The organism is Asticcacaulis sp. EMRT-3 (genome assembly GCF_030027245.1).
Taxonomy (GTDB): domain Bacteria; phylum Pseudomonadota; class Alphaproteobacteria; order Caulobacterales; family Caulobacteraceae; genus Asticcacaulis.
On record NZ_JASERT010000001.1, the window covers coordinates 147,416 to 160,346 of the forward strand.

9 protein-coding genes are annotated in these 12,931 nt (G+C 59.8%); 4 read left to right on the forward strand and 5 right to left on the reverse strand.

Features of this window, described 5'->3' with window-relative positions; translation table 11 throughout:
* Positions 1-900 (reverse strand): SMP-30/gluconolactonase/LRE family protein, encoded by a 900-nt coding sequence (locus QB905_RS00795; protein ID WP_282972669.1) that lies wholly within the window; start codon positions 898-900, stop codon positions 1-3.
* Positions 901-1,037: 137 nt separating this feature from the next.
* Positions 1,038-2,219, reverse strand: coding sequence for a galactonate dehydratase (gene dgoD / locus QB905_RS00800; protein ID WP_282972670.1), 1,182 nt, complete (start codon positions 2,217-2,219; stop codon positions 1,038-1,040).
* Between the two features lie 211 nt (positions 2,220-2,430).
* Between dgoD and QB905_RS00805 the strand changes: the two genes are divergently transcribed.
* The 4 genes from QB905_RS00805 to surE all read left to right on the forward strand — a co-directional run bounded on the left by QB905_RS00805 (position 2,431) and on the right by surE (position 8,138).
* Positions 2,431-3,648 (forward strand): acetyl-CoA C-acetyltransferase, encoded by a 1,218-nt coding sequence (locus QB905_RS00805; protein ID WP_282972671.1) that lies wholly within the window; start codon positions 2,431-2,433, stop codon positions 3,646-3,648.
* Positions 3,649-3,736: 88 nt separating this feature from the next.
* Positions 3,737-5,956, forward strand: a complete 2,220-nt coding sequence (locus QB905_RS00810; RefSeq protein ID WP_282972672.1) for a 3-hydroxyacyl-CoA dehydrogenase NAD-binding domain-containing protein — start codon at positions 3,737-3,739, stop codon at positions 5,954-5,956.
* 119 nt (positions 5,957-6,075) lie between these two features.
* Positions 6,076-7,254 (forward strand): cystathionine beta-lyase, encoded by a 1,179-nt coding sequence (metC, locus tag QB905_RS00815; RefSeq protein ID WP_282972673.1) that lies wholly within the window; start codon positions 6,076-6,078, stop codon positions 7,252-7,254.
* Positions 7,255-7,349: 95 nt separating this feature from the next.
* Positions 7,350-8,138, forward strand: a complete 789-nt coding sequence (surE, locus tag QB905_RS00820; RefSeq protein ID WP_282972674.1) for a 5'/3'-nucleotidase SurE — start codon at positions 7,350-7,352, stop codon at positions 8,136-8,138.
* A 75-nt stretch (positions 8,139-8,213) separates the two neighbouring features.
* On the opposite strand, the gene QB905_RS00825 is transcribed toward surE, so the two are convergent.
* From QB905_RS00825 to QB905_RS00835, 3 genes are all read right to left on the reverse strand, one after another.
* A complete protein-coding gene (locus QB905_RS00825; protein ID WP_282972675.1) occupies positions 8,214-10,505 on the reverse strand; it encodes a TonB-dependent receptor in 2,292 nt (763 codons plus the stop codon).
* A gap of 288 nt (positions 10,506-10,793) precedes the next feature.
* Positions 10,794-12,164: an allophanate hydrolase gene (gene atzF, locus QB905_RS00830; RefSeq protein ID WP_282972676.1), complete on the reverse strand. Its 1,371-nt coding sequence runs from the start codon at positions 12,162-12,164 to the stop codon at positions 10,794-10,796.
* 46 nt (positions 12,165-12,210) lie between these two features.
* On the reverse strand, positions 12,211-12,696 hold the full coding sequence (locus QB905_RS00835) for a VOC family protein (protein WP_282972677.1): 486 nt from the start codon (positions 12,694-12,696) through the stop codon (positions 12,211-12,213).
* Positions 12,697-12,931 lie beyond the last annotated feature (235 nt).

The window sequence follows — 12,931 nt, forward strand, 5'->3', positions numbered from 1 at the left end:
CTAGCCCTTAAACTTCATCGGTTCAAGGCCGGTATGTCCTTGAAGCCTATCAGAAGGTATTTCAAACAGTGTCCCGCCTTCACGGTCTTCGGGCAGATTTTCCGCCGCCGAGGTGACGAAGAGGCGATCAAGGTCGTTGCCGGCAAAGCAAAGTGAGGTGATTTGCCGGGCGGGCAGGTCGATATGGAAGTCTTCGGTAGCGTCTTCATGGAAGCGGGTGATGCGGCCGGGGGCCCCGTCTCCGCTCATCCAGTGCGCCACCCAGATGCCACCTTGCGCATCGGTGGTCATGCCGTCGGGGCCGCCCCAGTCTTCCGGGAAGGTCAGCCACAGGCGCTTATTAGCCAGTTCGCCGTCGATCACGTCAAACACGTAGATTTCCGACCTGCCTGTATCGGTGTGCCAGACCTTCTTGTGGTCGGCGGCAAAGGTCGGGCCATTGGCGATCTTGTACGGGCCATCGACCTCGCGGAACGACATATCGGTATCGAGGCGGTAAAATGCGCCGGAAACCTGCGTGATCGGCTTGTGCATCGAACCGGCCCAGATGCGGCCCAGATCGTCGGCCTTGGCGTCGTTCAGGCGGTTTTCCGGCTCGTGCGGATAGGGATTGGCGATGTGCCTGATCGAAAACGGCTCAAGCGTCACCTCGGCGAAACCGCTCATCAGACCGGCGATGAAGCCACCCCCAGGAAAGGCAGACATGTCGCGCTCGATCACCCAGGTGATGTGTTCGGGGAAATGCCAGGTCTTCGCGCGGCCATCGAGATAATAGGCGTGCAGATGGTTAGACAGAATATCGACCCAATAGACGCACTGGTCGCGCTTTGACCACAAGGGGCCTTCGCCGAGAATGGCGCCCGGCGGCGAACGGCGGAGAATGGCGTCGGTATTGGACATGGTTCGGATTTCCTCTGTTATTTTTTTCATCCTTCCCCGTTTACGGGGAAGGTGGCATTTGCGGCAGCAAATGACGGAAGGGGGATTCCGTCAAGCTTTACCGATGTGAGGCAATTAAAAACGGGAAGGATAGTCATTTACCATTCGCGGACATAGCCGTCAGGCCCGCGCCACGCCGGATTGCGCCAGGGCGGGCAGTCCTTCGCCATGTCGCGCACCTTGTCCTCGTCGATCTCGACACCAAGGCCGGGGCCTTCCAGCGCTGCCACATAGCCGTCCTTCACATCGAACACTTCCGGGTTCTTCATATAGGTCAGCAGGTCGTGGCCATTGGTGTTGTAATGGATGCCGAGCGACATTTCCTGAATGACGTGGTTAGGCGTTGAAATGCCGATCTGGAAGCAGGCCGCCATAGCCAGCGGCCCCAGCGGACAGTGCGGGGCAATGGCCACATCATAGGCTTCGGCCATAGCCGCGATGCGTCTGACCTCGGAAATGCCACCGGCGTGGCTGAGATCGGGCTGAACAATATCAACACAGGCGCGCTCGAAAAACGGCTTGAAATCCCAGCGCGAATAGAGGCGCTCACCCAGCGCCACCGGCGTGGTGGTGGCGGCGGCGAACTGGGCGATGGCCTCGATATGCTCGGACAGAAGCGGTTCTTCGATGAACAGGGGGCGTAAGGGTTCGAGCGCATGGGCGATCTGGCGGGCCATCGGCTTATGGATGCGGCCATGAAAATCGAGCCCGGCATCAAGGCCTAGATCGCGCACCGAGGTGAAGCGTTCGACCACGCCGTCGATCACCTTGGGCGAATCGAGCCAGCCCATATCTTCGGAGGCGTTCATCTTGACGGCCTTGAAGCCTTGTGCGAGGCGCGCTCTTCCGGCATCGACCACATCCGACGGGCGGTCGCCGCCGATCCAGGCATAGACCTGCACCCGGTCGCGTACCTTGCCGCCCAGAAGCTGCCACACGGGCACGCCGAGGCGGCGCGCCTTCAGATCCCACAGGGCCTGATCGAAGCCCGACAGGGCCGACATCAGCACCGGCCCGCCGCGATAAAAGCCGAGGCGGTAAAAGACCTGCCACATATCCTCGATACGGTCGGCGTCGTGGCCTATAAAGCGCTCGCGGATTTCGGCGAAGGCGGCCTGCGAGGCTTCGGTATGGCCTTCCAGCGAGGCCTCGCCCCAGCCAATTGCGCCGTCTTCCGTCTCGACGCGCACAAACAGCCAGCGCGGCGGCACGGCAAAGGTTTCGATGCGCGCGATCTTTGTGACGGCCAGCGTGCGGGTAGCGGTGGAAAGCGTGTCCATGATAAGGTTCCGTGAGGTTTCGAGTCGGCGTAATCGCTTCTCAGCCGAGGGTCAAGAATATTGTATGATAATTATAACGAATGAGATGAAAAATTCCGCCATACAGCGAGAATCTTTCCCGGTTATCTTGACGTTCGCGTAAACAAAGCGCATCTATGAGCCTTGCCAAGCCGACCAAGAAACGCACCCATCCCCAGGAGGATCGACCCTGATGCCCAGCCCTGAAAATTCCGCCTATATCTATGATCATGTCCGCTCTCCGCGCGGCAAGGGCAAGAAGGATGGCAGTCTGCATCCGATCACCTCGCTTGATCTGTCGCAGCAGGTTTTGCGCGCCTTGAAGGATCGCAACCAACTCGATACGTCTTTGGTCGATGATGTGATGTGGGGCTGCGTCACGCCGGTGGGCGAGCAGGGCGGCGACATCGCGCGCGCGGCGGTTCTGGCGGCGGGTTATGCCGAAACGACCGGCGGGGTGCAGCTCAATCGTTTTTGCGCATCGGGCCTCGAAGCCGTCAATATCGCCGCCGCCAAGGTGGTGTGCGGCGAGGCGACGATGGCGATTGGCGGCGGGGTGGAATGTATGAGCCGCGTGCCGATGGGTTCGGATGGCGGGGCCTGGGCCATTGATGTGGCGGCAGCCTTCCCGACCCATTTCGTGCCGCAGGGCGTATCGGCTGATATGATCGCCACCAAATGGGGTTTTTCGCGCGCCGATGTCGATGCCTATTCGGTGGAAAGCCACAAACGCGCCGCGCAATCCTGGGCCGAAGGGCGTTTCAACAAGGCCATTGTGCCGGTGAAGGATCAGATGGGCGTCATCGCCCTCGATCACGATGAAACCATCCGGCCCAACACCGATATGCAGACCCTGGGCGGCCTCAATCCGTCCTTTGCGGGGCTTGGCGACATGGCCTTCGATTCGGTCATCCAGCAACGCTATCCTGAGGTCGAGCGCGTCAACCACGTCCATACGCCGGGTAATTCGTCGTCGATTGTCGATGGTTCGGGCGCGGTGCTGGTGGGGTCGAAAGAGGCGGGTGTCATCACCGGTTTGAAGGCCAAGGCGCGCATCCTCGGCACGGCCTCGATTGGCTCTGAGCCGTCGATCATGCTGACCGGGCCGTCTTACGTCACCGAAAAGCTGCTGAAAAAGCTCGGCATGAGCGTGGCGGACATCGATATTTACGAACTGAACGAAGCCTTCGCCGCCGTGGTTTTGCGCTACATGCAGGTGCTCGATATTCCGCACGACAAGATCAATGTGTGCGGCGGGGCGATTGCGATGGGCCACCCGCTGGGAGCCACGGGCGCGATGATCCTCGGCACGCTGGTCGATGAACTGGAACGGTCGGGCAAATCGACCGGTCTTGCGGTCTTGTGCGTCGGCGGTGGCATGGCCACGGCCACGGTTATCGAACGCGTTTAAAGAGGGAGCAGAGCGGCATTTTAGCGAAAAGTGTGCCTCAGTGATCGTGCACTTTTCGCGCTAAAAATGCGCTCAAAGGAAAAAAGTCATGGATAATTTCAAAACCGAACTCGACGCCGATGGCATTCTGGTCTGCGCCTTCGATGTGCCCGGCAAGACGATGAACACCTTCACCAAGGGGGCGCTGGCTGATCTGGAAGCCATTGCCGAACGGGCGAAGACCGATGCCGCCGTCAAGGGCGTGATCCTGACCTCCGGCAAGAGCAACGGCTTTTGCGCCGGGGCCGATCTGGAAGAAATGATCGGTGGCGCATGGGAAGCTGAAACCGGCGGTGATGAACAGGCGCACCTGAAATCCGCTTTTGACGCCGCTTTCGAGATGAACCGCGTTTATCGCCTGCTGGAAACCTGCGGCAAGCCGGTGGTGGCGGCGCTCAATGGTCTGGCGCTGGGCGGCGGGCTGGAAGTGTCGCTGGCCTGTCATTATCGCGTCCTGTCCAATGGCCCCAAGGTGCAGGTCGGCCTGCCGGAAATCAAGATCGGCTTGTTCCCCGGCGGCGGCGGTTCGCAGCGCCTGACGCGACTGATCGGCGCGCAGGCCGCCCTGATGGCGATGAGCGAGGGCAAGTCGTTCAAGCCCGCCGAAGCCCTGGCTATGGGTATTGTCGATGCGGTGACCGACGACGACAAGGTGGTCGAAGCCGCCAAAACCTGGATCAAGACGAAAGCCGATCCGGTGGCGCGCTGGGATAAGAAGGATTACAAGATTCCCGGCGGCGGGCCTTATCATCCGGCGGGCGCGCAGGTCTTCATCATGGGCAATGCCCTGCTGCGTAAGCAATCTTACGGCAATTATCCGGCTGTGCTCAATCTGATGCACGCGGTTTATGAAGGGCTGCAACTGCCCTTCGATCAGGCGATCCGCGTCGAGAGCCGTTATTTCTGCAATACGCTGCAAACGCCGCAGGCCAAGGCCATGCTGCGCACCTTCTTCTTCTCGATGCAGGCCATCGGCAAGGGATCGGGCCGCCCCGCCGGCGTGGCGAAATCCGAGTTCAGCAAGGTGGCCGTGCTGGGCGCCGGCATGATGGGGGCGGGCATCGCCTATGTCAGCGCTATGGCGGGCATCCAGACCATCCTGATCGACCGCGATCAGGCCGCCGCCGACAAGGGCCGCGCCCATTGCGAAGACCTGCTCAAGAAAGCCGTGTCGCGCGGCAAGATGAGCCAGGACAAGGCCACGGGTATCCTCAGCCTGATCTCCGCCACGCCCGACTATACGGCCATCGAAGGCGCTGATCTGGTGGTCGAGGCCGTGTTTGAAAATACCGACCTCAAGGAACAGGTGACCAAGGCCGCCGAAGCGCCGCTCTATACGGGCGCAAAAGCCGAAACCGCCATTTTCGGCACCAATACCTCGACCATCCCGATTTCTCTGCTGGCCACGGCGTCATCCAAACCCGAAAACTATATCGGCATCCACTTCTTCTCGCCGGTCGATAAGATGATGCTGGTCGAGATTATTCGCGGCGAAAAGACCTCTGACGCCACCGTGGCCAAGGCCATCGATTTCGCACTGAAGATCAGAAAGACGCCGGTGGTGGTCAATGATTCGCGCTTCTTCTTCGCCAATCGCTGCTTCATCCCGTTCACCGCCGAAGGCATGATCATGTGGTCGGAGGGCGTGGCCCCGGCCCTGATCGACAATGCCGGGCGCATGACCGGTATGCCGCGCGGCCCGCTGGAAATGATGGACGATGTGGCGCTCGACCTGCTGACCAAGATCACCTCCGAAACCGCCAGGGCGATGGGCGATGCCTACCAGCCGATCCCCGGCGAAAAGGAGGTCGCCAAGATGGTGGCCGATGGACGCCTGGGTCGCAAGAACGGCAAGGGTTTCTATGATTATCCCGCCGACCGCAACACGCCCAAGCGCCTGTGGCAGGGTACGCTCGACGCCTTCCCGGTCAGCACGGCCGAGGCCGATCCGGCGCAGGTGGACGAACTGAAAAAGCGGCTGCTTTACGTACAGGCCGTGACGGCGGCGCGCTGCTTCGAAGAAGGCGTGATCACCGATCCGCGCGAAGCCGATGTCGGCTCGATCCTCGGCTGGGGCTTCGCGCCGTGGTCGGGCGGGATTATCTCGCTGATCGATTCGATTGGCGTGGCGAAGTTCGTTGCGGAACTTGACCGCATGACGGCGCTTTATGGCGAGCGCTTTGCCCCGCCGCAATTGCTGCGCGATATGGCAAAGGCGGGCGAAACCTTCTATGGCCGCTTCGACAAGGCGGACAAGAAGGCGGCGTAAGGCCGGGCCTTGGCTGGAAATCGTCCCCGCAGTTTGCGCTGCGGGGATTTTCCTTGCGCTGACAGGCGTTTCACGGTTGAACAGAAGCCTGATGCCGCCGCCTTTTTCGAGTGCCTGCCATGCCGAACCGCCCCAAAGACACCACCCGCCTGACCTCGGCCACCTATGGTCGCGCCAACAGCCGCCGCTCGGTCAATACGCCGGTTGAGCGCGGCTCGACCGTGCTGTTCGAGAGCGCGGACATGCTCTACAATGACGACATCAAGCCGACCTACGGCACGGACGGCCTATCGACCCAGACCGAACTGTGCCGGATGATCGCCGAACTGGAAGGGGCGCAGGAAAGCTTCCTCCTGCCGAGCGGGCTGGCGGCGCTCACCCTGCCGATCTTTGCCTTTTTGCAGGCGGGCGATGAGATTCTGGCGGTCAATAGCTGCTATGCCCCCGTGCGTCGCTTTCTGGATACGCAACTGAAACGCTATGGCGTCACGGCGCGCTATTATGATGCGGGTTTAAGCGCTGATGAGGTGCTGGCTCTGGCCACGCCCGCCACGAAAATGATCTATGTTGAAAGCCCCGGCTCGCTGACCTTCGATATTCAGGATATTCCGGCCATTGCTAGGGCGGCGAAGGCGCGTGGTATCCTGACCCTGTGCGACAACACCTATGGCGGCGGGCTGTTGTTCAAACCGCTGGCGCATGGCGTCGATCTGTCGATGCAGGCCCTGACCAAATATGTCGGCGGCCACTCCGATGTGCTGATCGGTTCGGTCAGCGTCAGCGATGCGAAGCTGGCCAAAACGCTTTATGCCGCCATCAAGGCCTGGGGCTTCTTCACCTCGGCGGACGAAAGCTATCTGGCCCTGCGGGGCTTACGCACCATGCCCCTGCGCATGAAGCAGAGCGGCGACAGCGCGTTGAAAGTGGCCAAATGGCTCGATGCCCGCCCCGAAGTGCTGCGCGTGGTCCATCCGGGGCTGGCCAGTCATCCGGGCCATGCCATTTTCACGCGCGATTTCAGCGCTGCCAACGGCCTGTTCATGGTGCTGTTCAAAGGTGATGGCGAGCGCCAGTCGCAGGCCTTTCTCGATAAGCTAAACCTGTTCGGGCTCGGCTTTTCGTGGGGTGGCTATGAATCGCTGGCCGTCTATTGCGAGCCGCAGATTAAGGGCCGCGCCCGGCTTTCCGATGCGCCCGATCCCTATCTCAGCGGCTCGGCCATCCGCTTTTATACCGGCCTCGAAGACGCTGATGACTTAATCAACGACATCGCGCAGGCCCTGACGGTCTTTGGCTGAACGCCTGCCTTGCCACGGCCATGCGCTTTTCCCAAAAGTGCGTTACACTGACGGGCATGAGCGTCTGAATCGCACAATCATTCAAAAAGGTCGTGATGCGTATCCTGCTTACCAATGACGATGGCTTTGATGCGCAGGGTCTGGCCTTACTGCACGACATAGCCCTGAGCCTTTCGGATGATGTCTGGATTTGCGCCCCGACCTATGAACAGTCGGGTGCAGGCCGGGGTGTCAGCCTGCATGATCCTGTCCGGGTCAAACAGGTTGCCGAAAAGCGCTTTTCCGTGTTCGGCACGCCCACAGACTGCGTGCAGATTGCAATCAATGCCTTGCTGCCGGCACCGCCCGATCTGGTGTTGTCGGGCGTCAACCGGGGCTTCAATCTGGCTCAGGATCTGACCCTGTCGGGCACGGTAGCGGGCGCCTTGCAGGGCATGACCCTTGGCGTGCCGTCGATTGCCCTGTCGCAATGCCTCGACTTTGAATCTGATGACGAGGCACAGTGGGACTGTGCCAGGGTGCATGGCGCGCCTGTCCTGTCGGCGCTTCTCGGCCTGGGCTGGCCTTCCGATGTGATTCTCAATATCAATTTTCCAGGCTGCCGGAGCGACGCCGTGACGGGTATTGAAATCACGAAGCAGGGGTTTCGTGACAATCACGCCATGCACGCCGTTAAATGTACCGATCCGCGTGGCAATGCCTTTTACTGGATGGGCTTTGACAAGCACAGCCAGACACTGGTCGATCATACCGATCTCAAAGCGATTGCTGAGGGCCGGATTTCCGTGACCCCGCTGCATCTCGACCTTACCCATCTTGAAACCATGCACGCCCTCAGGCAAAAACTGGGAGGGACGGTGCCTGTAAAGGTGAGGCCCGCCTGACTGACAAATGGCCAAAAAAAAGGGGCCACGCACCGCATGGCCCCGAAGTTTTTGCGAAAGCGAGACGCCTTATCATCAGTAATCGACGCTGACCGTGAAGATGACCTGTCTCGGCGGCGCATATTGCAGGCTCGTCAGGCCGGATTCGTAAGGTGAGGTAAACTTCGAGTTGACGGCCGCCTTGTTGAAAAGGTTGGTGGCCGTGATCGCAAACTTGTACGGCTTACCCGCGGGGGCGTAGGACAGGTCGAAATTCACCAGTTCATAGCCCTTGATCTTGTCGAGTGCAGGTTCGTTGAAGATACGCGCCCACTGGGGCCCCACACTGACAACGCCCAGGGTAGGCGTGATGCGGCCATAGGCGGTTTCAAAGTCGTAGGAGGCATTGAGCGCGCCGCTGGTCTTGGGCATGGCCGGGGGCGTTGCGCCTTCGATATTGACGGATTTGGCGATGATGTCGCTCCAGCAGGCCGGGCTGTAATAATAGGCGTAATAGGCGCAACTGGCGACGGTGGCATAGGCATTGTTGACGACGGTAGGGTACAGAACATAGGTCTGGCCGATCACCTTCCCGCTTTCGAAAGCGAGGTTGCCACCGATATGCAGATGCCTGTCGAGGCCCGTATAGCCGAACTCAAGCTCGACGCCGGTGATGTGGATCTTGGGGATATTGTTCATGCCCTGATCGAACGGAATCGGATCCGTCTCGATATATTGCATATTCTTGTAGATATAGGTGAAGGCAGAGAGGTTGAGGCTCAACGCCTTGTCGAAGAAGTAGTTTTTCGAACCCACCTCGTAGGAGGTGTTGGTTTCGGCCTTGAAATTGACCGGAACCAGAGCCGCCGCCGCATTGCCATTGACGCCGCCCGCCTTATAGCCGGTGGAGAGGCTGGCATAGAGCATATGCTCCGGCGTCAGGTTGTAATCGGCTTCGAGGCGACCGGTGGTGAGCTTGGTCGTGTCCTCGGCATGGAAGACCGGGTTATTGCCAAAGCTGGAGAAATTATGACTGGCATTGGTCTTGTGCTCGTAATTGTAGCGCAGGCCGCCGGTGATTTTGAGCTTATCCGTGATCGGGTAGGTGATCTGGAAGAAGGGGGCTGCGACGGTGCGCACCGATTTGGTCTGGTTGCCATAGGCCAGGTTGCCCGGTAATTCGGCGGTGGGCAGATCGGGATCGACATAGCTGGGCATGGCCTGGGTGATGTCTGTGCCCTGAAACTCCAGAACATAGTCATTGCTCGTCCGGCGCATGAGGAAGAGGCCCGCCGTCCACTGAATCTTTGAGCCGGGCACGGAGAAGAGGTCGAACTCCTGCGAATAGGCCTGTTCGTCATGATCCCACGACGGGACATATTCATAGGGCGAATATTGGTCGATGGTCGTGAAGGTGACGTTTTCGGCGACATGGCTCTTATAGGCGCGGTAGGCCGTGACCGAGGTGAAGTCGAAAAGCGGCGTTTCCCATTTGAGGTTCAGATGGTAAAATTCCATACCGAGATTGTTTTTCGGCCGGAAATCCTGGGTCAGGACATGCGCATCGGGATTGGTGTCTTCTGACCATTTCTGCGCCGCGCCATGATCGCGCTGGCGGGCATTTTCAGCGGTCAGGCTGGCGGAGAAATCATCGCTGGGCTTCCAGAGCAGGGTGGCCTTCAGATTCTGCGTGTGGGCATCGTCCAGCTTATAGGTCGGATCCTCAGTATTGGTGGTAAAGCCGTCATGATCGGTCTGCTGACCCGCCAGGCGCAGGGCAAAATGATCCGAGATGGGGATGTTGATACCAAGGCGCTCACGCTTATAATTGTAATTGCCGAGGCTGACATCGGCGGAAGCGGAAGACACGCCGATAACGGGTTGCTGCGACACCTCGATAATCGAGCCGCCGATCGAGCTGACGCCATACAGCGTTCCCTGCGGGCCGCGCAAGACTTCGATGTGATTGAGATCGAACAGGCCCTGACCGGCGGTTACGCTGTCGCCGACATAGACGCCATCTGTATAGACGGAGACGCCCGGCCCGGTCGAGCTGGTGTTTTCCGGGGTTGCCGAGCCGATGCCGCGAATGGTGGGCACGGTTTCGCGACCGGCGGTGCTGGTGATTTTCAGTCCGGGCACCATGCCGTTGAGGACGGTAATGTCGCTGCCGTTCGACTTATCTATCGTATCCGCACTGAGATAGGTGATCGCCAGAGGCGTCTTCTGAAGGTTGGTGGATCGGCGCGTGGCCGTGACCGTAACGGTGACGACATCTGCTGAAGACGCAGGCGCAGGCGATGGCGCGTCCGCAGCATAGGCGGCCCCTGCCGCAAAAGCACCCAGAACGGCCATCGATACCGTGCAGGCCATGCTGCGACGCAACACAGATTGACCCGAAAGGTGGCTTGGCCGCGCACATTCAATTTTCCGTATTGTAAGCCTCTTCATCACTAGACCCCATCACTCTCATTGCTATACGGCAAGATTTTCACCGTTGAGGCATGGATTATGCTGAGTATGCCGACAAATACTTGATTACAGGCGCTTGAAAACTAGATTTTAGAAGCTGTTCTATGGGATCGGCAATTTATGTTGCGTTGCGGCAACGGACGCAGACCGAAACGGCGGGGATCGTCTCTGGCTGAGATGGCTCACCGTCATGCCAAGCCGGCATTATGGCCGCAGATCTAAAGCTGGGGCCGGGAGATGAGGGCCTGCGGCCATATAGGCCTGCGCCGCCAGAAGCAGGGCGCGGTCGGTTCCGGCGGGGCCGATAAATGTCAGGCCGAAACCGGTGTGATCATCGCGCAGGCCAGCCGGTACGGCCAGGGCGGCCATGTCGAGCAAATTGACAAAATTGGTGTAGAGGCCAAGCTTGGAATTGAGGGCGACAGGATCAGCCCGCATGTCATCGATCCGGTAGATGGTCGGCGTGGTCGGCAGAACCAGCATGTCGATCTTCTCCCACATGGCATCCGTCTGGCGGCGCAGTTCGGCCAGCCTGTACATGGCCTTGAAGGCGTCACATGCCGAAATACCGAAACCCTTGCCGATGATTTCACGCACGACCGGATCGAAGGCGTCGGGATGCTGTGTGAGAAAGTCCACCAGCGCCGCCGTGCGTTCCGCCAGCCACGGGCCGTTATAAAGAAGAGCGGCGGCTTCATTGAGCGCCGTTATGTCGATCTCAACCAGCGTGGCACCGGCGCGGCGCAGGCGCTCCAGACCTTCTGCGTAAAGGCCGGGCGACTGTGCATCGCCGCACCATGATAATTGGTCGGGTTGTGCGACGCCTATACGCCGGAAAGGGCGGGGGCTGTCATCGAGACGGCGCGAATAGGGGTCATGGGCGTCATAGCCAGCGATGACGGCGTCAATATACAGGGCGTCGTCCGTCGTGTGGCTAAACAGGCTGATGCAGTCCAGTGTCCGGCAGGCGGGCACAAGGCCTCGGCTGCTCCAGCGTCCCCGGCTCGGCTTCAGCCCGATCAGATGATTGAAGGCCGCAGGCACCCGGCCGGAGCCCGCCGTATCCGTGCCAAGCGCAAAGGCGACAAGGCCCGCCGCCACCGCTACCGCCGATCCGCTGCTCGATCCGCCTGAGATAAAGGCGCGATTGAAAACGCAGGCGGGCGCGCCATAGGGGCTGCGCGTGCCATTAAGCCCGGTGGCGAACTGATCGAGATTGGTCTTGCCGACGCACAGAGCCCCGGCATCGAGAAGGCGCTGAACCACATAGGCGTTCGCTTGTGGGCGATAGGCGAAGTCGGGGCACGCCGCTGTCGTCTCCAGCCCCGCAACATCAATATTGTCCTTCACCGCGAAGGGCACACCGGCCAGGACCAGCGCTTCGCCCTTCGCCAGCCGTGCGTCAATCTGCTCGGCCTGCGCCATCAGGTCTTCGTCGGAAAAGCGCGAAATCCAGACAGCGGGCTGGACAGCGTCATACGCCTTGACCGCCAGCAGGGTGGAGCGCGCGATTGCCTGCGCCGTCGTCTCGCCGGTACGCACGGCGGCGGCGAGACGACAGGCATCAGGTTTCATGGCGGATGTCCGGTTCACGGGAGGCAGAAAAGGTCTGTCTTTTTAATTAGTCCGGCAGAACGCCCCAGCTACGCTTGGCTTCTTCGAGAACGCCCTGATCATGCGAAAATTCGATCGTATTGCCGTCGGGATCCTTCAGGAAGCAGATATAGCCGATTTCCTTCGGCATCTGGACGGGGCCATAAGCGAGGCAACCGGCTGCCCGGCCCTTTTCCGCCATTGTGTCGATATCTGCCCGGCTGGGCAGTTCGATACCCATGTGCGCAAATGGCCCCAAAGGCATGTGCGGTGACGGCGCAAACGGGTCATGGCCTTCGTAGAACTGACCGGCCACGAGGATAAACGGATTGTGTTTGGCCGTCTTGTCGCCCAGCCAGACATTCTTGCCGTCCACGTCTTCGTGGCGCGCCAGCACGGACAGGTGGGTGAAGGTTTCGTACCAGGCGATGGTGGCTTCGACGTCCTTGACCGCGATGGCCAGATGCGTCCAGGTGGGCCGTGTGGGGCCGACATTGTGAGTGGCATCGCTCATGTGGGTACGTCTCCATAGGATAGGATCAAGGGCTTCCGCCACCGGTAAGGGCGTGGATCTGATCACATCTATAACGCATACGAAGAGCCTGTCCTTGCTTCCATATGCACAAAAACTTGATTTACCCGGCCTCACGCATATTCAGGCCACAGGCAGATGTGAGGTTCATTTAGGGCGCTGAATAAAAAAATAAAATACATTAAAAACGTTCAGTTTTTTCCTGTTTGGCTGCCTT

Excerpts from the sequence above, each read along its gene's own strand:
- QB905_RS00795 (WP_282972669.1), bottom strand. The coding sequence starts at position 900 with ATGTCCAATACCGACGCCATTCTCCGCCGTTCGCCGCCGGGCGCCATT.
- QB905_RS00805 (WP_282972671.1), top strand. The coding sequence starts at position 2,431 with ATGCCCAGCCCTGAAAATTCCGCCTATATCTATGATCATGTCCGCTCT.
- dgoD (WP_282972670.1), bottom strand. The coding sequence starts at position 2,219 with ATGGACACGCTTTCCACCGCTACCCGCACGCTGGCCGTCACAAAGATC.
- surE (WP_282972674.1), top strand. The coding sequence starts at position 7,350 with ATGCGTATCCTGCTTACCAATGACGATGGCTTTGATGCGCAGGGTCTG.
- atzF (WP_282972676.1), bottom strand. The coding sequence starts at position 12,164 with ATGAAACCTGATGCCTGTCGTCTCGCCGCCGCCGTGCGTACCGGCGAG.
- metC (WP_282972673.1), top strand. The coding sequence starts at position 6,076 with ATGCCGAACCGCCCCAAAGACACCACCCGCCTGACCTCGGCCACCTAT.
- QB905_RS00835 (WP_282972677.1), bottom strand. The coding sequence starts at position 12,696 with ATGAGCGATGCCACTCACAATGTCGGCCCCACACGGCCCACCTGGACG.
- QB905_RS00810 (WP_282972672.1), top strand. The coding sequence starts at position 3,737 with ATGGATAATTTCAAAACCGAACTCGACGCCGATGGCATTCTGGTCTGC.